This window comes from Vibrio sp. LaRot3, assembly GCF_027587025.1.
Classification (GTDB): domain Bacteria; phylum Pseudomonadota; class Gammaproteobacteria; order Enterobacterales; family Vibrionaceae; genus Vibrio.
The window spans coordinates 106,546-128,273 of sequence record NZ_JAPPTI010000009.1 but is presented as its reverse complement, the minus strand read 5'-3'; the positions used below and the strand labels follow the sequence as shown (position 1 = coordinate 128,273).

19 protein-coding genes are annotated in these 21,728 nt (G+C 44.4%); 13 read left to right on the top strand and 6 right to left on the bottom strand.

Annotated elements, in window-relative coordinates:
- From OH461_RS15970 to OH461_RS15955, 4 genes are all read left to right on the top strand, one after another.
- Positions 1-562: bacteriophage T4 gp5 trimerisation domain-containing protein (locus OH461_RS15970; RefSeq protein WP_443088470.1), on the top strand; the 562-nt coding region annotated here is incomplete at its 5' end.
- Between the two features lie 10 nt (positions 563-572).
- Positions 573-1,115 carry a DUF4123 domain-containing protein gene (locus OH461_RS15965; protein WP_270021562.1) on the top strand — a complete coding sequence of 181 codons (543 nt, stop codon included), beginning with the start codon at positions 573-575 and terminating at the stop codon, positions 1,113-1,115.
- Positions 1,116-1,118: 3 nt separating this feature from the next.
- Positions 1,119-4,895, top strand: coding sequence for a hypothetical protein (locus tag OH461_RS15960; RefSeq protein WP_270021561.1), 3,777 nt, complete (start codon positions 1,119-1,121; stop codon positions 4,893-4,895).
- Positions 4,895-6,049 (top strand): hypothetical protein, encoded by a 1,155-nt coding sequence (locus tag OH461_RS15955; protein ID WP_270021560.1) that lies wholly within the window; start codon positions 4,895-4,897, stop codon positions 6,047-6,049. The genes OH461_RS15960 and OH461_RS15955 overlap by 1 nt, the downstream gene beginning before the upstream one ends.
- Before the next feature lie 115 nt (positions 6,050-6,164).
- On the opposite strand, the gene OH461_RS15950 is transcribed toward OH461_RS15955, so the two are convergent.
- Complete coding sequence (locus tag OH461_RS15950) at positions 6,165-6,683, bottom strand: cysteine hydrolase family protein (protein WP_270021570.1); 519 nt, start codon at positions 6,681-6,683, stop codon at positions 6,165-6,167.
- Between the two features lie 90 nt (positions 6,684-6,773).
- Between OH461_RS15950 and OH461_RS15945 the strand changes: the two genes are divergently transcribed.
- The 4 genes from OH461_RS15945 to secF all read left to right on the top strand — a co-directional run bounded on the left by OH461_RS15945 (position 6,774) and on the right by secF (position 11,231).
- Complete coding sequence (locus tag OH461_RS15945) at positions 6,774-7,730, top strand: GlxA family transcriptional regulator (RefSeq protein ID WP_270021569.1); 957 nt, start codon at positions 6,774-6,776, stop codon at positions 7,728-7,730.
- A 111-nt stretch (positions 7,731-7,841) separates the two neighbouring features.
- Positions 7,842-8,369 carry a hypothetical protein gene (locus OH461_RS15940; RefSeq protein WP_270021559.1) on the top strand — a complete coding sequence of 176 codons (528 nt, stop codon included), beginning with the start codon at positions 7,842-7,844 and terminating at the stop codon, positions 8,367-8,369.
- Between the two features lie 133 nt (positions 8,370-8,502).
- The gene (secD, locus tag OH461_RS15935; RefSeq protein ID WP_270021558.1) at positions 8,503-10,317 is read left to right on the top strand and encodes a protein translocase subunit SecD; all 1,815 of its coding nucleotides are present in this window, start codon (positions 8,503-8,505) and stop codon (positions 10,315-10,317) included.
- A 2-nt stretch (positions 10,318-10,319) separates the two neighbouring features.
- Positions 10,320-11,231, top strand: a complete 912-nt coding sequence (secF, locus tag OH461_RS15930; RefSeq protein WP_270021568.1) for a protein translocase subunit SecF — start codon at positions 10,320-10,322, stop codon at positions 11,229-11,231.
- A gap of 82 nt (positions 11,232-11,313) precedes the next feature.
- Here secF and OH461_RS15925 read toward each other — a convergent pair whose 3' ends face one another.
- The 3 genes from OH461_RS15925 to OH461_RS15915 form a co-directional block, all read right to left on the bottom strand.
- Positions 11,314-12,750, bottom strand: a complete 1,437-nt coding sequence (locus OH461_RS15925; protein ID WP_270021557.1) for a coniferyl aldehyde dehydrogenase — start codon at positions 12,748-12,750, stop codon at positions 11,314-11,316.
- A gap of 46 nt (positions 12,751-12,796) precedes the next feature.
- A complete protein-coding gene (locus OH461_RS15920; protein WP_270021556.1) occupies positions 12,797-13,240 on the bottom strand; it encodes a hypothetical protein in 444 nt (147 codons plus the stop codon).
- A gap of 109 nt (positions 13,241-13,349) precedes the next feature.
- Entirely contained in the window at positions 13,350-14,252 is a 903-nt protein-coding gene (locus tag OH461_RS15915; RefSeq protein ID WP_443088469.1) for a LysR family transcriptional regulator, read from the bottom strand.
- A gap of 124 nt (positions 14,253-14,376) precedes the next feature.
- Between OH461_RS15915 and OH461_RS15910 the strand changes: the two genes are divergently transcribed.
- From OH461_RS15910 to OH461_RS15890, 5 genes are all read left to right on the top strand, one after another.
- Positions 14,377-14,898 (top strand): NADPH-dependent FMN reductase, encoded by a 522-nt coding sequence (locus OH461_RS15910; RefSeq protein ID WP_270021555.1) that lies wholly within the window; start codon positions 14,377-14,379, stop codon positions 14,896-14,898.
- A gap of 361 nt (positions 14,899-15,259) precedes the next feature.
- Positions 15,260-17,026 carry an SgrR family transcriptional regulator gene (locus OH461_RS15905; protein ID WP_270021554.1) on the top strand — a complete coding sequence of 589 codons (1,767 nt, stop codon included), beginning with the start codon at positions 15,260-15,262 and terminating at the stop codon, positions 17,024-17,026.
- A 281-nt stretch (positions 17,027-17,307) separates the two neighbouring features.
- Complete coding sequence (locus OH461_RS15900) at positions 17,308-18,297, top strand: ABC transporter substrate-binding protein (RefSeq protein WP_270021553.1); 990 nt, start codon at positions 17,308-17,310, stop codon at positions 18,295-18,297.
- Positions 18,298-18,429: 132 nt separating this feature from the next.
- Positions 18,430-19,329 carry an ABC transporter permease gene (locus OH461_RS15895; protein ID WP_270021552.1) on the top strand — a complete coding sequence of 300 codons (900 nt, stop codon included), beginning with the start codon at positions 18,430-18,432 and terminating at the stop codon, positions 19,327-19,329.
- Positions 19,322-20,569, top strand: coding sequence for a quaternary amine ABC transporter ATP-binding protein (locus tag OH461_RS15890; RefSeq protein WP_270021551.1), 1,248 nt, complete (start codon positions 19,322-19,324; stop codon positions 20,567-20,569). Before OH461_RS15895 ends, OH461_RS15890 begins: the two co-directional genes overlap by 8 nt.
- 126 nt (positions 20,570-20,695) lie before the next feature.
- Here OH461_RS15890 and OH461_RS15885 read toward each other — a convergent pair whose 3' ends face one another.
- Positions 20,696-20,935, bottom strand: coding sequence for an RNA recognition motif domain-containing protein (locus tag OH461_RS15885; protein WP_270021550.1), 240 nt, complete (start codon positions 20,933-20,935; stop codon positions 20,696-20,698).
- 185 nt (positions 20,936-21,120) lie between these two features.
- Positions 21,121-21,642 (bottom strand): DUF2058 domain-containing protein, encoded by a 522-nt coding sequence (locus tag OH461_RS15880; RefSeq protein WP_270021549.1) that lies wholly within the window; start codon positions 21,640-21,642, stop codon positions 21,121-21,123.
- Positions 21,643-21,728: the final 86 nt, after the last annotated feature.

Here is a 21,728-nt window from a genome sequence, read left to right as displayed (position 1 = left end):
AAACGACCACACCACCCACATTAAGCACGATAAGCACTTAACCGTCGATAACGACAGCTTCGCGTTGGTGAAAAACAATAAGCACACCACAATCAAGGGCGAAAGCAGAACCAATGTCTCCAAAGACACCACACTAGATGTCACAGGTTCTATTCACAATAAGGTTGGCAAAAGCGTTGCGATAAAAGCGGGCACTCAAGTCCACCTAAAAGCAGGTAATAAAGTGGTACTTGATGTCGGCAATGAAATCACCATTTCCGCAGGCGGCAGCTTCGTAAAAATTGACCCCGCAGGCGTTCACATGGTTGGCCCTGCAATCAACCTCAACTCCGGCGGAGGTGCAGGCAGCGGCTGCGGCTACAGCGGCCAAGTAGCAGATCTTCCGAATTTAGTTGAAGAACTACAAGCTCCGGAGGAACTTGCCCCTTATGCAGCTGCCGCACAACTCGTCAGTGCAGAAGCTCTTATCAAACTGTCAGAACTAGATATAACGATGGCAAAAATGTGTGACAAATACTCAGGAAAAGAGTGCCCTGTTCACGGTTCTAGCTGCGGAAGTTAAGGAATATACAGTGAAGACAGAATTCTCACTACCCAATGAGTCCAACCATCTACTAATCGCAGACACACTTGTAATACCAGAGATTATTGAGTTGGCGTATACCTACGAGAAAGACCCTAATATTGATGAACTTTTTCGTAATAGCAACTTTGCTCACTTAATTGAACAAAGCCCTAAGATAGTTAATATTGATGGCGTTCAACTATTAGAACAAATACAAAAAAAACAGCTACTCCGAAGCAGTAGTGTTCTGTTTTCCTATGGCAGTGACACGTCTCAAGACGAAATAATAAATCACTTACAAAACCTATTGACCGTACACGTCGGCGATAACCTGGTCTTTTTCCGTTTCTACTCCAGCCTATTTTGGATTAAGAATGCAAAACATATCAGTGAACAAGACAAAGTTTCAATTCTAGGTCCTTGCCATTCGCTTAGCTGGTTTAATGACGAAGGGGAGTATCAGAAGCTATCCCTTCCGCAATCAGTCATACCTGAAACGCCGCCCCACCCTTACCGATTCACATCTTCATGTTTCTTGGAGCAGATGTAACCTATGACCACTACTCAATATAAAATCCAACCCGGAGACTGCATCAGTCTTATTCAGCAAAAGTTTGGAATTAAAGATCGCAACGCGCTTTTGGCTTTGAACAGTGATCAAATAGACGATGTCGACTTTATCGTTGCGGGTGAATATCTCACACTTCCTGGTCAAGCAGGCTCTCCACTTAAAGTCGCGGTAGGAACAAGAACAACGATTCCTGAGGTACCAGCCCCACACCAATGTGGGCAAAGCATTTGTGACCATAAATCCCCTGAGTACGTAGACATTCTTTACGTACCAGCCGCCCCCAAGACAGGCAAGCAAGTATGGCTTGCCGTATCAAAAGAAGCCAAGAAAGCCATACAAGATGAACAAGCGCTTATTAAAAAAGCCATTACTAAAGACCGAACACAAACATTTTCCGCACTGAACGACTTGGGGATCTTGTCTAAATTTGAGCACAGTTTTCATGAAAACTTCTTAGACACAGACCAAATTGAAAGACTCAAAGAAGTCAATTGGCGCCTTGTAGCATTAAGAACCGGGGCTGCAGAAAACTACCAAAATGGTGGCGAGAAAGGGTTTATCTTAGCCACCGCAGAACAAGAATGTCTTGACCCAAAAAAAATGCTTGCTCGTAATGTTCGATGGGAACGATTTTGTAACTACATGCAATTTGGCGCGGCTATTCTCTATCCAATTCAATACGCGATTGCAGATAATTTAGGATTCGTTGAAGAAATAGAAAATGAGCTCCAACTGCTTGAGAAAGCACATCAAAAATTAAAAAAGCAGCTCATCGATCACCTAACTAAAGCAAGAGATGACATTCATAAAACAGCGATTAAAGCGGCAGGAAAACTAAAAACCGATGATGGTACCGAGTTTGTTTTTGATAAAAAACGAAACTACTACACCAGTGAACTTCAGCAAGATATTGAACAATGCATTGAAACTCTGCGTTCAAAAAACTACCGGAAAAAAGAAACCGACAAGTTCTTTAAAAAACAAACACCACATAGAACAGAACAAACATTTAAAACATGGTGGGATGACGGTGTTATACCTGCTTGTGAATATATCAACAAAATAAGAACCTTAAATAGAGGACAAGACACCCCTATGGAAGTAAGTGCCGCATTTCCATTTGCGACACCGCTTTTGGCTCTCAATCATTTTGGCTTTGTCGTCAAACAACAAGTATTACCCGATGAGGACCTAATCGGAAATAGTGAGACACATTATGGCCCCAAAACACTAACCAACCATAAAAGCTATCGCCGCTGGAGACAAAGCTCTAGCCTAACGCTTGACATAGATGACAGAGAAGAGGTTCTCAATAAAATTCTTCTTGAGCTCAATGTTAAACACTTCACGCACGACAAGCTCAACCAGTTAGATGATGCGACATTGAAACTGTTGATTAAAAATACCCAATGTGCAGCAAGCCAATGGGCATATTACCCAACTTTAGCCTTGGTAGACTTTATTGACCGAACTGCAAGCAAGTGGTTAGGCGATATAAAACAAGTCCTTGGCGTGAATCAAATACCACTCGTATTTAGTCGATTAATCGCAATAAAAAAAATAGCAACAGAAAGGCTGAGAACGCTAGAAGAGAAAGCGAAAAAAAACGCCGAAGAAGGCAACATTTTGCGGGCAATTACTCTCCCAGCTAATACGCTACCAAGCTATAAGCTGCTTTGGGACGAAAACGCATATAAGCCTATAGAAAAACGCCCTGGTATATTTAAAAACAATGCCAAGGCTGCCGATTTACAAGCGGTAGAATGCAGTCTAATTTCAGACGGGCAAGTATCTTGGGTTCGAGGCCCTTGCTGGTATACAGAACCTAAACGTAGTAACGGCCACGTTAAAGACGTCACCAACCAAGTTGGCCTAGTGTCAGCTTCAGCGGGAACAGCCGCAGTAGGTAAAACACTGCAAGATGCTTTGACACAGTTGAATGAAGATTTGGAGGGCATTCCAAAAATAGAAACACTCATTAATTTGTCAGCTGAAGTAGCGAAATATGATTCGAGCCCTTTTTGGCAAGACTCATTTCACTGGCAGGGCGGCATGGGCCCAGATGGCCAATCAACTTACATTGCCAATGCACAAGCCCAATTCTTTAGATTAACTTCCAGCATCAGCGGAGATATTAACGCCGCAGTCCCAGACGGTTTAACGATGGATATTCCTATTACTGCTGGCGGCGCAATTAAGGCGGATCTGACTTTACTTAGCGGTCAAATGAACTTCAAGGCGACCTTGCCTCTATCAAACAAAGACGATAAGAATAATGGATGGCCACTCGATTTTACCTACGCTACGTATAAGACAAGCGCCGAAAATGCCACATTAAAAAAATTTAATGCCGGTAGTCTATTTATCGATTTAGATGTTGGTGTATATGGTTTGGCCGCCGCGAGTTGCCAACTCTCGGGCCACATTGCGGTCGGGCCAACAGACAGTAAGACAGGCTTCGGCGTGAAAGGCAGCGCATTTAAACCCGCTGATTACAATAAAGAACTAGAAGAAAAAGAATTAGCCCCACAGCAGCGCCCCCCCGTAGCATACCCTCAATCGTCTACTGCAGAAGGTGGTGTAAAAGTCGATGTTTTCGCCGGTGTCGAAGCGGGCGGAAAAGCCAGTGCCTGTGTTCAATGGATACCCCCAGAAAGCCCCGACAACACAAAGCTAGAGCTAGGAACGATCGACGGTCAATTAGCCGGTAACTTAGGTATCGGCTTCTCTGGTGAGTTCCGATTCGGCATTCAACGGGGCAGAATGTACCTCATCTGTGCCGCAAAACTGGTCTGTGGGCCAGGCTTTACCGGCAAAGTAGGTGTGAGCTTGAACCCAATAAATGCTGATAGATTCGTTGCATGCGTATTACAAGTGTTAGAAGAAAAGAACTTCGCCTATATTGTGTTCTTAGGCGAGCGTGACGAACATAACCAAAACAAGAGCTTTGAAGAACTGAACCAACGGTTAACCGTTGCCTTAGCATTGGGGTTAAGTTTGGCAGATGTAATGCTTATCCCGGCGGTAAAATTTATCGAATACCAAGAAGAAGTCTTGCGTGATGAGTATGCACCAACACTAGCAATACACATTAATGAGTCTAAAACTCAGACCCAACAGTGGGCGAGTAAACTGCCACCTGAAACATTAGCTAAGTTGTTTGGTTGCCTAACGACAAAACTGGATAAACCTTGGCGCGAATCTGACGAAGAAAAAGTTAAAAGACTGCAAAATGAAGTTAATAAGATCGGAGCCTTCAGTAAATTAATGGAATGGATAACGCAATCAGGCACACAGGAAAGCCAATGTATTCAGTTTACCAAAGCTCTAATGCTAATTGACTCTACACATGAGCAGCAACGGTCACCAGCAAAAAAATGGCAACTACTAGGAGAGCGTTGGAGTGAAATAGTGAACTATTGCGTTGACCTAAGCAATGATATAGCGAAGACAAAAAGTAAGCTGGATAAAAACGACATTTCAGGTAAAGAACAATTAAACAATAGTAAAGAGGCACTAGAACGTAACATTGAGATTATTAATAAGGAAGTAAAAGTTTTAACTTTCTTATACACGACTTATACAAGACAAGATAAAAATCACATCTACTACATGCCTTTTAAGAAGCCTGAACACATAAAAAATGAGTTAGAGGAAGCAACATTAAAAGAAGTAAAAATTAAACTTGACCTACTTATTGACTTATCAAAAGATAAGAAATCGTGGCAAAAAGATTCCTCTTGGAGAATATATTTATAATGTTTAAAAAAATCATACTTTCTCTAATATTATTATCCTCGACTATCTGGGTGGTTTACATTAACTATGAGCCACCAGTTTCCGGATTCGTAAAACAAATTGAAAAAGGTGTTCTCAACCTTAAACATACGGTAAAAATTGTTGATGAAGCTGATACAAAACATAGTTCGCCATACTTTTATAGCACCTATAGCCCAGAAGATGAGCTGTACGAACCAGTATTGGCCATTCAGCAAGAGAGAGCTTATGACGCGGTAGATAAACTGGAAGAGTTGGCAGCGCAAGACAACGCTGATGCACTTTATTGGCTGGCAATCATCACCTATAAGAGTAGCGCCTTCTCAGAACAAACTGGAGCAGAGCTTTTTGAGCGTTCTGCCAAGCTAGGCAACCCCTATGCAGCCTTAATGCTTGACGAAAATAACTACGAATGCAAAACAAGCATGCCTTCTCATTGCGATAAAAAATGGGGTGTGTTAGCAAAAGAATTACTTATTGAACGAGAGAAAAATGGCGATTTGGAAGCATTATACAGCCTAATCCCTAAACAACTAGATAAAGCATCAAAACAAGATCACGAAAAACTAGATAAACTTGCCTATGAAGGATTTAATCAGGGTTATTTATTGCCACTATATACTTTGGTATTTATTTATCAAACTTTCGATTCTGACTCAGACCCAGATAGTGTTTATTCATTAACTGAAGAAGAAAGAGCAATTTTAAATCAATTAGTACTAATCATGGCAAACAGGCATCATCTTGCGTCGGTATATAATGTAATAAATAATGAAAATAACACCTACAGTGAGCAAGATATACAAAACGTGGTTAATAGCAACTTGCATACCATGGGCAACTCTTATCCGTCGGTTTTGTACTACTTAATGGATAAAACCGATTCAAGTAGAGAAGACCAATTGCAATTAGCGTCATTTGCCCAAGTAGCAGATACTTATCAAAATAGCATGAGGAAACGTTTCTTCAGAAATTACGCTTATAGTATCAACGAAGACTTTGACGAATTCTCAGAGAAAGAACTTGGAAAAATAGAACAACTGACCATTGAAAACTTGTCAAAATCAACGCCAAATATATATATAACCATGGGCTGCCCCCGAACTTTCGGAAGCTGTTTATATGTAGATGAATAGTATTTCGTTACAATGAAACTACTCAGATACTCTTCATATATACGGCTATCCAAGCGGTTTATATTAATTACAACACATATTGAGAAAGGCGGCTCTTTTGAGAGCCGCCTTTTTATTACAGCACACTACTCACACTTGTCAGTTCTACTCTTGTCGATACCGCGTGTAAGGCGATGTTGTGAATCATCTCATCTACCGTGGTGCAGGCGTCCGCTAAGATTGATACTTTGTACTGCTCCGCCGCTTTTGAGATTGCTGTGTGAGTAACGCAGTTTTGCGTCATCATTCCGCATACTAAAAGCTCATCAACACCATAGCCTTCTAGCACTTGTTGCAAGTTTGTCCCTTCAAAGCTGTCTGCGTAGTGTTTAATCACTACATCTGCATTAGGCGCTGCCGCCAAAACTTTAGGATGAATATCAGCACCTTCTGAGTCTTGATTAAAGAACGGCGAAATCCCTGCCGCTGGGTCAGCGATATGCTGAATATGAATCACTTTTACATCTTGCTGATTAGCTAATTCAATTGCATTTACCACACTGTCTAAAGTTTGCTCGGTGTTCCACAGCGGGAACTTGCCTTGTGGGAAATAGTCATTTTGTAGGTCGATAACAAGTAGTGCTTTAGTCATAATTTTGTCCTCTGTCGTTGGTGTTGTAATTATGGTTCAGATACACTCAAACGATCAGAGTCTAAAATAACACAAAGCATGGCGAATACGACAATAAGTTCAATACAAATTGCAATCATCCATTATCCAAATGCACTTCGATCCGCCATCTATGGATTAGAAGAGATGTTTCAGCTCGCCAATCGCCTGTGTGAAGAGCAGCAACTTGATATTCGTTTTAACGCCAAAATCTTCACTACAGAAACGCTTGAGAGCCTTGCACAGCATGTCGTTATTTTACCTCCTAGCCACTCTAGCTCTGAAGAGATGAGCTCTTACTCCACGCCGGAAATCGACAGTTACCTCAACCCATCTAAGTCATTTATTACGTGGTTAGACGAACAACATCGCCAAGGTGCAGTATTGTCATCAGCGTGTGCGGGGGCTTTTATACTTAGCGCCACACAAAGTTTGAATGGTCGCGCGATCACAACTCACTGGGGATTAGAACAGGCACTAAAGCAGCAGTTTCCAGATCAACTTCTCGATACCAATCAGCTACTGATCGATCATGGCGATATTCTTAGCGCTGGCGGCATGATGTCTTGGCTAGATCTTGGTTTTGAGCTAATCGCTAAGCTTGCTAGTCCTGCAATTATGAGACAGCTTGGTAAAATTTTGGTCGTCGATACCGCCCCTCGTGAACAGCGTTACTACTTACAATTTGTTCCACCAATGCAACATGGCGATATTGCGGTACTGGAAATACAAAATCGCATGAACCTTAACTACCACCAGCCGTTATCGATAGCAGAGCTTGCACATCAGGCTCATTTGACCGAGCGAACGTTGCAGCGCCGCTTTAGTAAAGCAACGGGCGACACGCCTAACCAATATTTGCAGAAACTTCGCACACAAAAAGCCTGTGACCTATTGGAGTCAACAACTCACAGTTTTGAGCACATCGCCCATCTGGTTGGCTATCAAGATAGTGCAGCTTGTCGAAAAGTATTCATTAAAATTATGGGCTTAACACCTAGGGCGTTTAGGCAACGCTTTACTCGCAGTTAACTTTGCTCTGAACTATTTTTCGTTGCAGCACATTGTTTCCTTGTCGATTGATAAGAGTCAGATTAAGATAAGCTCGATTTATAAATTGAGTAGCACATGATGCTAAGTTGTATGAGAAACTGGACTAAACATTGCCGCATGTTGAGCATTTTGCTCACGCTTTGGCTTGCTTGTTTTTCTGCTCATGCTGCATTCAATGCCCCATCGACTACGACGTCTTTCCCTTTATCGCTGCCTTCGACCCTCAAAGTTGAAGCTTTCACTAGCGATAGCTTGAACTCTAGCTCCAGTCATTCTGAGTTGAACTCAACTTCAAGTGTTCACTCTCAAGAGACAGAACAGCACTCGACCAAAATCCACGTTGAAAAACGAATCCCCGCTAAATCACTCACTCCGACATTAAGTACGGTATTGCGCAATGGTTCATTTGCGTATGAGAGATTAAACGAGGCAGAGCCAAGCTATGAGCTGGTTTTTGACCTCGATGAAGTCATCGATCAAGTTTTAGTATGGCGAGTTTATCTCGCCCTTAATCATTGGCACGACTGGACTTTAACTCCCCCTACTACTTTACACCGAGTCTCTGGCTGGAAAGAATCGAACATATTGTATCGATTTATCAGCCAAGCCGACGCCTAACACTCTTCTTTGAGGGAAACCTCACCCATGCCCTTGGGCAATTACGTGCATTTTACAATGCGCCATTTTACTGAACCGAAAGAGAGTTTTCTGGTTTGGTAACCCTATTGGCTTAGCCAGTAAGAAGAATGTTATGCAAAAAAAACCTACACGAAAGACCGTGCTGAACCACTATTCAGCATGGAAATACGTGGTACTTGTTACCACTGTTATCATCATGCTTTTCAGCGCCTTACCCTCTTGGTTTGGTGAAGATGCAGCAGTCATCATCGGCCACAAAGAGTCTCCGCTATCGGTCGTTACTGTTAAGCAACAGCTGAATAGTCACAATATTGATGTCAAACGCATCGACCAAACCAGTGAGCAAACCACACTTGTACTCGAACACGCGAGTGATCAAAACCAAGCTAAAAACATCATGGCAGATATGGCGCGCAAGCAAGATATCGTGACCCTTGCGATGGTGCCAGCCGCACCAATGTGGCTACTGGATATGGGCTTTAAACCAATCAAACTTGGCCTTGATCTACGCGGTGGTGTTCAGTTTTTATTAGATGTAGACATGCAAGAGGTCTACCGCTCACATACTCAGCAAACCAGTGATTCACTCAAAACCTTTGCCAGAGAAAACAAGCTACGCGGAATCAAAATCAATGAGATTTCCGATACTAAGTTAAGCGTTAGAGCGCCAAGCGAAGCGGCTTATGATTCACTTCGAGCGCACCTTCGTCAGCAGTACCCACAATGGGAAGTAAACAAACAAGGCGAAACGAGCCTAGTTGTTCGTTTAAGTGAATCAGAACAACAAACACTCACCAGCCTGACAGTTCAGCAAAACTTGCAAACGATGCGTAGCCGAATTGAAGAGCTAGGTATTACTGAAGCGGCTGTTCAGCGCCAAGGCCAACACCGTATTCGAATCGAACTTCCGGGTGTACAAGATCCTGCGGCAGCCAAAAACGTGATTGGTGCGACCGCAAGCCTTGCATTTTATGAGGTAAAAACCGACCCAACTCGCGGTACGATGATGATCCGTGATCAACAGGGACAACCTGTTTACGTCGCACGCAAACCCGTACTAACAGGTGAACACATCGTAGATGCCCGTGCGGGAATGGGTGAGATGGGTATGCCAGAAGTAAACATCAGCCTTGATTCTGCTGGCGGTAGAAAAATCGCTGACTTCTCCGGTAAACACATCGGCAAACCAATGGCGACTGGTTACAGCGAATACAGCCGCGATAGCCAAGGCCGCGTTGAACAGAGCAACACCATTATTAGTGTTGCGACGATTCAGTCTCAACTAGGTAACAACTTCCGAATCACTGGCGTAGGTCAACTGAGTGACGCGCAAGATCTGGCGTTATTACTGCGCGCAGGCTCGCTCACCGCTCCGGTGACCATCGTTGAAGAGCGTACAATTGGCCCTTCTCTAGGGGCAGAAAATATCCAAAACGGCTTTGCCGCTCTCGCGATGGGTATGGGCTTAACGCTGCTATTTATGGCGCTGTGGTACCGTAAACTCGGTTGGGTAGCCAACGTCGCCTTGGTCGTTAACATGGTAATGCTGCTTGGTCTAATCGCACTTCTACCGGGGGCAGTATTAACCCTTCCGGGTATCGCTGGCCTTGTGCTGACCATCGGTATGGCGGTAGATACCAACGTACTGATCTTTGAGCGAATCAAAGAAAAACTGCGAGAAGGGCGAAGCCTTGCGCAATCAATCGATCTTGGTTTTAGCAGTGCCTTTAGCACCATCCTAGACTCCAACATTACTACCTTAATCTCAGCTGCAACGCTCTACGCCATCGGTAATGGCCCAATTCAAGGCTTTGCATTAACCCTTGGCCTTGGCCTTCTTACCAGCATGTTCACAGGCATCTTCGCCTCACGTGCCATTATTAACGTTATTTGGGGTCGAGATGCCCGCCGTGGAGTGAGAGTATAATGATGTCGACTACACAAAGCTTTTCTGCAAAACACATGACCAAGCTACGCCACGCGGGCAGTTTCATTTCTTGCTTGCTTATTTTGGCCTCACTGTTTTCTTTGTTCACCAAAGGCCTCAACTATGGCCTCGATTTTACCGGTGGCATGATCAGTGAAGTGCGCTTAGATTCAACCTTAACCGCACCGAAGATTCAAACCAAGTTAGAGTCAGCTCTGCATCAATCCGTCTCAGTGGTTTCTACTGGCGAAGAAGGTCAATGGGTATTGCGCTACAGCGCGCCAGAAAACCTAGACCAACAGCCAGAAATTAAACCATTATTAGAGAGTTTTTCTCACACCGTAGAGATGATTAACGTCAGCCTAGTCGGCCCACAAGTTGGCCAAGAGCTTGCTGAACAAGGCGGCTTAGCGGTACTCATTACCTTATTGGTAATTCTTGGTTACTTAAGCTTCCGTTTTGAATGGCGTTTAGCCTCAGGTGCACTACTTGCGCTGGTTCATGACGTTGTCTTACTACTTGGTTTCTTTTCACTGACTGGCTTGGAGTTCAACTTAACCGTGCTTGCTGCGTTATTGGCTGTTCTGGGTTACTCGCTCAACGACTCGATCATCATTTCAGACCGTATTCGAGAGCTATTAAAAGCGAATGTACAATTACCGATAACTGAGCTTAATAACCGCGCCATCACCTCAACTTTATCGCGTACCTTGATTACGTCAGGCACTACGTTAATTTCAGTAGCGTCATTATGGTTACTCGGCGGTGAGCCACTCTATGGTTTTTCGGTCACCATGTTCATCGGTATTGTTGCAGGTACGTGGTCAACCATGACCATCGCGACCATCATCCCTGAAATAACCAAACTAGGGCCGCAACACTACGCGCCAGAGCCGATCTCTGATACGCCATAGAAACGTCTCTTAATAAGTAAAAGTGCATAAAGCAAAGCTCGACCATGAAGGTCGAGCTTTTTTGTAGATTTACAATGTAAAATTAGCGAAGAAACAAACGCGACATCGCGAGTTTTAGCCACTTCGCTTGTTTCGCCAGCCACCAAGATCTAGGCAGCCACGTTGGGCTTGATAATACCGTCTTCGCCTTAGAAAACGTCGCGAAACCCTCTTGACCATGGTAGTGACCCATGCCTGAATTCCCTATGCCTCCAAACGGCGCGTCATGAGCAGTAACGTGAAACAGGGTATCGTTAAAACAAACACCTCCACTATGCGTTACCTCTAGCACTCGCTGTTGCAGTTTCTTATCCTTACTCATCAAATACAAAGCTAACGGGCGTGGTCTACTAGAGACATACTCCAACGCTTCCTGCATGGTTTGATAGCCAATAATCGGTAAAATTGGACCAAAGATTTCATTTTGCATCGCAGCCATCTCATCCGTTACCTGAGTAAGCAGATGAGGCAGCATCTGCTGCTCAGCGGTAGAGACATCATCAATGGTATAAATCGACGCCCCAAGTTGCTTGGCATTGTCTAAATAACCTTGCAGTCGATCATACTGAGCTTGATTGATGATATGGGTCACCGATTCCGCGTGTCCTTTTTTCAGATAGGCTTTACGAAAACGGCTGAGATAACGCTGAACAAATTCCACCTCTCGCCCTTTAGGCAGCAGCACGTAATCTGGCGCGACGCAAATTTGCCCGGCATTACTACTCTTACCAAATAAAATCGCATCAACAGCATGATTAAAGTCCGCGTCATCAGCAATAATGACCGGCGACTTGCCCCCTAGCTCTAACGTAACTGGCGTTAAGTTTGTTGCCGCTGCTTGCGCCACTTTGACGCCAACCTGCGTTGAGCCGGTAAATAGAAGATGATCAAATGGCAGCTCAGAAAAGTGCTGAGCAATCTCAACCTCCCCTTCAACGACCGTGATATAGCTTTCTAAACAGCTAAAGATTTCCGCCAATACTTGATTGGTATGTGGAGTGTATTCACTGAGTTTAACCATAACTTGGTTACCCGCCGCTAATGCAGTCACAATAGGGCCTAAACTCAAAAAGACAGGGAAGTTCCATGGGACAATAACCCCAACCACTCCTAATGGCTGGTAGATCACTTTTACTTTGGAAGGAGATAGCAGTAAGCCTGATTTTCGCTTACTCGGCTTTGCCCACTTTTTAAGGTGCTTTTGAGTAAAGTTAATATGGTCGATAGACGGAACGATATCGCACATTAAGCTCTCAAATGCATTGCGAAAGCCATAATCCTGCCCTAACGCATCAACGAGCTCTGTTTTATATTGTAGGATCGCTTGCTTTAATAACTCTAACCGTTCCAAGCGTAATTCTATCTTGGCATTCGGTTCAGATTGAAACTGCTTTACCTTTTGTTCAAACAGCTGCTTAAGATCCTCAGCTGATTTAACGTGCGCTTTATTCCAGAGATTTAGATCGACCACTTTTTCCATCTCAATGCCACTTATCCAAACATACGATACCTAAGTATATATAGATTTAACTTACGCTAGCCACTCTATCCACATGCCAAGAGCCTTTGCATGGTCCATTGGTTAAGAACCACTCACCTTGAATCCTATTGCCACTGGCTGTGGCGGTAAATCGGTAATCCCACATTCGATTGTTCGCATACAAACGCAGGCTCCCCGCTTCGTCTATCCAGCCTCTTAGTGGAGTACCATTGTAAGTTAGAGTGAACGTTGCAAATCCATCGACCACTTTCCCTGTAATGGTGGTTTTCTCGCATAGGTTGTTATTAGTAACATCGACACGTTTTCCCGCCCATTCGCCATCGAATTCAGGAGAAACAACAAAACCCGGCTCCGCAGGTAATTTTGGAAACGATTCAGCATTACTTGAACCAAACCACTGCAACTTACTGCCAACACCAACAAACACTACAAACCCAACGGTTGTAGCAACCAACATTCCCTTTTTCATGCTATGCCTTTAACTCACTTACTGTATTGATGACTTTAACAAGTAAGCTTCCCTAACAAGCAATCAATGATGTGATCCGTTACTCATCCAATAAAAGATTAAGCAAAACTTAATGTTGGCCGAGCTCTTCCACGACAAAATCAATGAAGGTTCTAACCTTAGCTGACATATGTTTACGACTTGGATAAACCAAACACAGCTCAATATCATGGCGGGGATAATCAGCGAACAATTCGATCAACTCACCAGACGCTAACCCCTCTCGAACATGACCATCAGGTAATCGACAGATACCCTTACCCAGCAAGCACAAACTCAACTCCACTTCAGGGCTGTTGGTTAGAATTACGCTGTCCAAATCGACCTTTATCGGCTCACCTTGCTTACCAACATAATCCCAAACAAAAGGCTGCTTATGATTGGAGTAACTCATAGTGCGGTGATTGGTTAACTCACTGGGATGCTTTGGCAAACCGTGCTTTGCCACATACTCTGGCGAGGCAACCGTTCGAGTACAAGAGCGTTGAACACGGCGGCTAATCAGCGTGGAATCTTGGGCTTTATGTGATGAGCGCAATACCACATCGTAACCTTCCCCGATCAAATCAACCTTATGATCGCTAGCATTGACTTCCAATTTCACTTTTGGGTATTTGTCCATATATTTCGCGAGAATGGGACTTAGCTGCACAGCACCAAAGCCAGCCGGACAACTGATTCGCAATAAACCTTTCGGCTCACTTTGCTTACCATTGATCGCATCTTCTAGATCCTGAGCGCTCTCGACAATTTGCTTACAATGGCGAAAGTAGTGCTCACCCTCAGGCGTCAAACTGAGCGTGCGCGTTGTACGGTGAAGTAATCGCACCCCCAAGCGTTCCTCCAGTTTAGAAATCTCCTTACTGATGTAAGAAGTAGAATGACCAGTACTATTCGCGGCATTGGTAAAACTCCCTTCGTCCACCACCGTGGCAAAGATCACCATTCCATCCAACAAATTCATCTCACTCATTGATTAGCCCTATTAAGAGTCATATGGAAATAATCATTGCACACTCAGGCTATTAATCAATATATAGAATCAAAGTAATCTATACCTATCCACTGATATGAAAAACGAATTTGAGGAATAAACCATGAAAGTACTCGCTTTTGGAGCCAGCAATAACAAACAATCTATCAACCAGCAACTTGCTCAATACGCAGCGAAACAAGTACCTAATGCTGACATCACAATGTTGGATATTGATAGCCTAGAAATGCCGATTTTTAGCGATGAACGCGAAAAGCAACTAGGCCAACCAGAGCAGGCTCAAGCATTCTACAAAGCCATTGGTGACGCCGATTTGGTGATCATCTCTTTTGCTGAACATAACGGCTCTTATACAGCCGCATATAAAAACGTCTTTGACTGGACATCGCGCATCAACATGCAGGTATTCCAAAACAAGCCGGTGATTATGCTAGCGACGTCTCCTGGCCCCGGCGGCGCAAGCAGCGTATTGGCAGCGGCATCAGGCTCAGCACCATACTTTGCAGCAGATGTAAAAGGCAGCATTTCACTACCAAGCTTTTTCGATAACTTCGATATGGCAGAGCAAAAAGTGACAAATGAAGAGTTCAATAGCCAACTATTGAACGTGATTGAAACGCTGTAAACAGCACAAGTAGTCACAACGATATTCGAATTCATTGCTCAAACTTCGTTATTCAAACCCTTCCAAGGTGGTGAATGTCACCTTGGAAGCATTCGGTGAAGAAAACACGCAGAGCAGCAGTAAACAGCGGCTTAATTCCGGGGGTGACAGGAGCAGGGTGCTATCTACTGCCGCTTTGGATGTTTTCTCTATGATCTATTCTGCTTGACATGAAAGGAAACAAAAACTGAACAATTAGATTTTTATCGTTCCCTAATTCCACTTATTTGATTGAAATTAAGCGTTTTACAGTCACAATAAGTTAAAATGCGGAAATCTACTTTGCATAAACTGCTTAGTTTCACGGATACAAGGGGAATAAATGTCTGATCTCAATCTGTTACGCTACTACGCCCGCTTAGCTCCACTTGGAGTCAGGCACGATGTAAAGACTGCCCTATCCGATGTGGCTGATCTACTGTTTACCAGTGCTCGCCACGCTCGAAATTTACTTGGTGATATGAAAAATCTCGGTTGGCTGCAATGGCAACCCAAAGTAGGCCGAAACCAACGTTCAACTCTGATCCTCAATCTAGAGCTGTCCGAATTAAAAGCACAATTGGCGACAGAACGCATTCAACAAGGCAAATACGAGAAAGCCCTTTCAATCCTCGATAACGATCAGCGAATTTTCGGTCAATTGCTTCAATCGACTTCGGGTGCGTCAATGCGTGAAGGTCGACTGCATATTCAGCTCACCTATAAGCGACCGTTTCAACGTTTAGTCCCTCACCAATTACATCGCTCCAGTGAACGCTACCTGATTCGCCAAGTGTATTGTTGCTTAGTAAGCAGCGATTGGCATGGTCAATTAGAGGCTCAGCTTGCTCACCATTGGCATCACAATGAGCAAGCGACAGAATGGACGTTCTATTTGCGCCCGGGAATTACTTTTCATGATGGCTCTGCGATTGATGCCAATAGCGTTGCCGATCTGTTTAATCGTCTCGCTCAACTCCCAAACTATCAGAGAGAAATAGGTCATCTAGCCAAAGCAGAAGCACCGATGGCGAATAAAGTCGTTTTTCACCTGTCTGAGCCAGACTTCGGCTTCGGTGGTCTACTGTCTGGCATTAAATACTCCATTCAACCTCTGCAACAGCTGCAAGACAATTACCAAGGAGCAGTGATTGGTAGTGGTGTATTTGAAGTGAGTGAACACTCAAACACTAAGCTTGGCTTACGTGCTTTTGAACACTACTACGCTTGTCGTGCTCTGACTGACTTAGTAACGATCTGGCAGCTGGATGAGAACGAGCTTAGAAACAAGCAGATCGATACCAATCAGATAGCAACCAACCACCCGGAACACAAAGGGGAAAGATCGTGTAATTACTATCTGACTGGGCAAGAAAGCGGCCAAGAAGAACAGGATGTCCAGCAGACGCGAATTGAAGATGGTTGTATGTTTATTCTATTCAACCAAAGAAGTGAGTCCCCACTGACTGAACAGCAAAAACGTTACTTCTCATACCTAGTCACGCCAGAAAGCGTACACCAGCAATTGTTGCAAGAAGGCAATAGCTTCGGCAGCGAACACGCTTACAACGTACTTCCTATGTGGCACTCAGTAATAAGACCTGCCGGCGAGCCGACCACATTACCGAACGAAATCTCAATCGCTGTGTATGATTACGCGGCACTAAAAAACTGCGCCAATGCGGTGAAAAAGCAACTCGAAGAATTCGGCATTCACGTGACGATAAACAGTTACGCATTTCGGGAATTAAATGCTCTCTCCCGCAATCATCAGCTTAAAGAAACCTTGGTGATCACTAACATCAACCTTGATGACAACCGCCACGCCTCGGCCTTTAACTCACTGTACAATAACGCGATTCTTCATGGCGCGATTGGTGCAGAGGCAGAACAGTGGCTGAGCCAAGCGCTGCGCACCTTGCGTCGGAATACGCCGCTCGATCAATATCTCACCGCCCTTGAACCCATTGCCTCTGCATTGATTAACCAGTTTTGGCTACTGCCTTTGTTCCATCATCGTCAAACACTACGTTTCCATGGGGTGTTGAAAGACGTCGCTCTCACCAATTGGGGATGGCCGGACATTCGCAACGTATGGTCAGCAGACTAACTCGAGAATCATAAATCAGCCAGCATAAGCATAGTCGCAATAAGAGGGGCGCAAACACCTCTTATTGCGCAACAATAAACTTAGAGCACAAAGGATTTTGTACTTCCGCAAACTCACTACCTAATCTCTAAAACCTAATACAATCTGCTATTTACCGAACATACCCATAATTTCATGCTCTAACATGGTAATTATGTTGGATATAACCCCACCCCATTCATTTGAACTCTAAATATTGTTTCGCTACCCTTATAAGGTATTCATTAGAAAGGGAAATCGAGATGAAACTCAAAACAGCAGCGCTTTTACTGCTTGGTGCAACCGCAACTCACGCCTCTGCAAATGAATGTGGTGAAGTCACCATTGCAGACATGAACTGGAATTCTGCAAGCCTAATTGCGCACGTTGACCAATTTATTCTCGAACACGGCTACGGCTGTGAAGCTGAATTAATACCCGGCGATACCATGCCAACCGGTACGTCGATGATTGAAAAAGGGCAACCTGACATCGCACCTGAACTTTGGAGCAATAGCCTAAAAGACGCACTAGATAAAGGGGTTGAAGAAAAACGCCTGCGCTATGCAGGTAAAGTTCTTGTCGATGGCGGTGAAGAAGGATTTTGGGTGCCAAAATACCTTGTGACTAAATACCCAGAGCTGGCAACCATTGAGGGTGTCAAGAAACACGCTAAGCTATTCAGCCATCCGGAAGATCCAGACCAATCAGCCTTCTACTCTTGCCCTGCCGGCTGGAACTGTCAAATCAGCGCAGGTAACCTATTCAAAGCAATGAAACTAGATGAATCTGGTTTTACTGTGGTTGACCCAGGTTCGAGCGCCGGCCTTTCTGGCTCTATCGCCAAGGCTTACGAGCGCGAAGAAGCATGGTTTGGCTACTACTGGGCACCAACAGCGGTACTCGGTAAATACGACATGGTCAAAGTTGATTTTGGCAGCGGCATTGATGAGCAAGAGTTCATTAACTGTACCACTCAAGCCGAGTGTGCATCGCCAAAAGCGACTATGTACCCGCCATCTCCAGTGCATACCATTACTACCGAGCAATTTGCCAGCCGCGCACCAGAAGCATACCAATACTTCACCAAACGCGGTTTCACCAACGCTGACATGAACCAACTACTGGCATGGATGGAAGACAACCAAGCCGATGGTGAAGAAGCTATGCTCTACTTCCTAGAAACTTATCCGAAAATTTGGCAACAGTGGGTTCCTCAAGATGTTGCTGACAAAGTAACTAAGGCCTTGTAATCACCTCTTTTATTGCGCGCTGCTACACTGTTATGAGTAGTAGTGCGCACCTCTACTCAGGACAAACAACTCAATCGTCAAAGTTGTAAGTCAGAGCGTCACATCAGCTCTGGCATTGATAAGGAAGTAATAATGTCTGACTTAAGTTGGCTTAGCGAATTCCCAGAAATGGATCGCGCTGATTTACGAGCCATAAGGAAAACGCTCGACGGAGCATACCGTAATTTCTCTCGTGAATATGGCGAGCTAATTGAATCCATATTCGACCCACTCCTATCATTCCTCGTTTGGTTTGAAAAACTGCTCATCTCCACGCCATGGTTCATCGTGTTAGCCGTCTGTACTGGATTGGTTTACGTCGCAAGCCGTTCATGGAAGCTCACTGTAGGCTGTGTGGTTTCAATGCTGCTGATCGGCTACTTTGGCATGTGGGAAGACACCATGCGTACATTAAGCATCATCACCGTATGTACCTTGCTCTCAATTCTTCTCGGTATTCCAATTGGTATTGCTATGGCGCGCTCAAACCGAGTGCAATCGATCGTTACTCCGTTGCTTGATGTCATGCAAACCATGCCTGCGTTTGTTTACCTTATCCCAGTCGTGATGCTATTAGGTATTGGTAAAATTCCAGGACTGATTGCCGTTGTCATTTATGCCATCCCTCCGGTTATCCGCTTAACCAACCTTGGTATTCGATTAGTGGACAAAGAGGTGTTGGAAGCTGCCACTGCGTTTGGGGCGAGCAACAAACAAAGGTTATTCGGCGTTCAGCTACCACTCGCCATGCCAACCATCATGGCAGGTATCAACCAAACCATTATGATGGCTCTGTCTATGGTGGTGATTGCATCGATGATTGGCGTAAAAGGCTTAGGCCAGCCAGTACTGAAATCCATCACTAACCAATACTTTACCTTAGGTCTTCTTAATGGCTTTGCTATTGTGGCTCTAGCGATTCTATTCGACCGCGCTTCACAAGCGTATGCAAAGCGCACTCAAGCGCACCTTGGAGGGCTCAAGCATGACTGATACCTTAATTGAGATTAGTGGCTTATATAAGGTGTTTGGCCCTGCTCCGCACTCAGTGATGGATCAAGTCAAACAAGGCGCAAGCAAAGAACAAGTCTTAGAGGAAACCGGACACACCGTTGGCTTAAAAGACATCAACCTAAGCATCAAGCAGGGTGAGATCTTTGTGATCATGGGCCTATCTGGCTCTGGTAAATCGACCATGATCCGTCACTTCAACCGTCTTATAGACCCTACTGAAGGCAAGATCATGGTAGAAGGCATTGATGTGATGCAGCTGTCTAACACCGAGTTAGAGCAGTTTCGTCGTTATAAGATGTCGATGGTCTTTCAACGCTTCGGCCTGCTACCTCACCGAACGGTATTAGATAACGTTGCCTACGGCCTCGAAATACAGGGGATTGAAAAAGATCAGCGTAACGCCAAAGCAACCGAATGGCTCAATACCGTGGGGCTAAAAGGCTACGAGAAGCAGTACCCAAGCCAGCTCTCTGGCGGCCAACAACAGCGGGTTGGTTTGGCTCGTGCACTCGCAACCGATGCAGAAATACTGCTCATGGATGAAGCCTTCTCTGCGCTTGACCCATTGATCCGCAGCGAGATGCAAGATCAACTTATCGAGCTGCAAGAAACGCTACACAAAACCATCATCTTCATTACTCATGATTTGGATGAAGCACTGCGACTGGGCGATCGAATCGCTATCTTAAAAGATGGCGCATTGGTGCAGCAAGGTACGCCTGATGAGATCTTACTCAACCCAGCCGATGATTATGTAGAAGCGTTTGTAAAAGACGTCAATCGCGCGCGAGCCTTAACGGTAGAGACCGTCATGCAGCCGCCTGCACTGCGTATTACTGCGCTCACAATTGAAGACGCTCTACAACAAATGAAGCGCTCTAAGCAAGATTACGGCTACCACGTCACTGAAGATGGCTACCAAGGGTTAGTCACCAAAGAAGGCTTATTAGATGCCGCCAAAGAGAGTGACCACGAAGCCCTGTTTGACGAAATCTACGAAGAAGTCCCCGCCGTATCACCAAGCTCCGCGATCGAAGAAGTCCTTACTGAGACTATGTCTTGTGATTATTCACTGCCCGTGGTCGATGACGAAGGTAACCTGCAAGGTGAACTCGAACGCAGTGCAGTAGCAGAAATATTCTCTGAATCTACTAGCGAAGAATCGCTCAAAATTGAAGCGGAGGAATCCGAAGAGCGAAAGCTAGAAAAGGTCAGTTAACAAAAGAGCCGCGAACCTAACGAATGCGACTCGCCATAACGCAAAAGGCAGAGCTCAATTAAGCTCTGCCCTTTTAAATTCAATTATATGGAGCGAGAAAAACCGTTTAACTCGCTCTATATTCAATCAATTTTGAGCGTATTTAACTCGGATCTTGCTCTTAGCTAGCGTCGACAAATTTAACGCTTCAACCGCAGCTTTTGCTTCATCTTCGTCAGGCATTTCAACAAATGCGAAGCCTTTTGAAAGGCCAGTCTCTTGGTCTAACACCAAGTTACACTCAGTAACTGTACCGTGAGTTGAGAACAAAACTCGAATATCTTGTTCTGTTGTTGTGCGCTCTAGATTGCGAACTAAAAGTTTCATAATGATTGCCTAATTTAAAATGCTCGCTAAGTGTGTCAGGTAAGTAGTCACAAACCAAGCAATATATCGATGTTCCATTGAATATAGCTCTAACCTTGGCTGTGGTTTACTCATTTAACGCTAATCCGCTCCGCAGAACAAAGAAGCCTCCAAAATGGAGGCTTTCTCAGAGTCATATACAACAATTACCACATTAGGTCATCAGGCACGACGAAATCTGCATATGGGTCGTCTTCATCAATCTCATCGGAAGATGACGTATTAAGTTCAATGATGGTCTCTTCATCGCGTTGAGCTATCTTGTTGGCTACCGCACTCGGAATAACCACATAGCCCTCTTCATAACGCGCAATAGACAAGATGCCTTTTGCCAATTGAGTCTGAACTAACTCTTCTACATAAAGCACTTTAACCAAAGTGCCGTCAGTAAAGTTATATTTGATCTCACCATCTTTCAGATCGATCTTGTTCATCTCGATCAACTGCTTGATTTGCGCCTTAATTTCTTTACTTAGACGCTGCTCTTTTTGCTGGTTGCTCAGCTCTTTATCACGCTCTTGCTGCTGACGTTTGTTCTCTTCAACCGCCGCTTTGACTTCACGAGCTTGTACTCGTGATTTCTTAGAGCCTTTCTTCGCTTTCTTAAGCTTTTTCTCGTTAACCAAGCCCGCTTTTAGCATTTGCTCTTGCAGTGTTAGTTTTGCCATGATGATTCCGATCTAGAAAATTTGCGCTTATTTTATCGAGACAACCTACGCAAATAAAGCAATCAGCGTGTAAAAATGACCTGTTC

Bases quoted from the DNA above. Each gene is read 5' to 3' on its own strand.
- OH461_RS15960 (WP_270021561.1), top strand. From the start codon at position 1,119: ATGACCACTACTCAATATAAAATCCAACCCGGAGACTGCATCAGTCTT.
- OH461_RS15955 (WP_270021560.1), top strand. From the start codon at position 4,895: ATGTTTAAAAAAATCATACTTTCTCTAATATTATTATCCTCGACTATC.
- OH461_RS15940 (WP_270021559.1), top strand. From the start codon at position 7,842: ATGAGAAACTGGACTAAACATTGCCGCATGTTGAGCATTTTGCTCACG.
- secD (WP_270021558.1), top strand. From the start codon at position 8,503: ATGCAAAAAAAACCTACACGAAAGACCGTGCTGAACCACTATTCAGCA.
- secF (WP_270021568.1), top strand. From the start codon at position 10,320: ATGTCGACTACACAAAGCTTTTCTGCAAAACACATGACCAAGCTACGC.
- OH461_RS15925 (WP_270021557.1), bottom strand. From the start codon at position 12,750: ATGGAAAAAGTGGTCGATCTAAATCTCTGGAATAAAGCGCACGTTAAA.
- OH461_RS15920 (WP_270021556.1), bottom strand. From the start codon at position 13,240: ATGAAAAAGGGAATGTTGGTTGCTACAACCGTTGGGTTTGTAGTGTTT.
- OH461_RS15915 (WP_443088469.1), bottom strand. From the start codon at position 14,252: ATGAGTGAGATGAATTTGTTGGATGGAATGGTGATCTTTGCCACGGTG.
- OH461_RS15910 (WP_270021555.1), top strand. From the start codon at position 14,377: ATGAAAGTACTCGCTTTTGGAGCCAGCAATAACAAACAATCTATCAAC.
- OH461_RS15905 (WP_270021554.1), top strand. From the start codon at position 15,260: ATGTCTGATCTCAATCTGTTACGCTACTACGCCCGCTTAGCTCCACTT.
- OH461_RS15900 (WP_270021553.1), top strand. From the start codon at position 17,308: ATGAAACTCAAAACAGCAGCGCTTTTACTGCTTGGTGCAACCGCAACT.
- OH461_RS15895 (WP_270021552.1), top strand. From the start codon at position 18,430: ATGTCTGACTTAAGTTGGCTTAGCGAATTCCCAGAAATGGATCGCGCT.
- OH461_RS15890 (WP_270021551.1), top strand. From the start codon at position 19,322: ATGACTGATACCTTAATTGAGATTAGTGGCTTATATAAGGTGTTTGGC.
- OH461_RS15885 (WP_270021550.1), bottom strand. From the start codon at position 20,935: ATGAAACTTTTAGTTCGCAATCTAGAGCGCACAACAACAGAACAAGAT.
- OH461_RS15880 (WP_270021549.1), bottom strand. From the start codon at position 21,642: ATGGCAAAACTAACACTGCAAGAGCAAATGCTAAAAGCGGGCTTGGTT.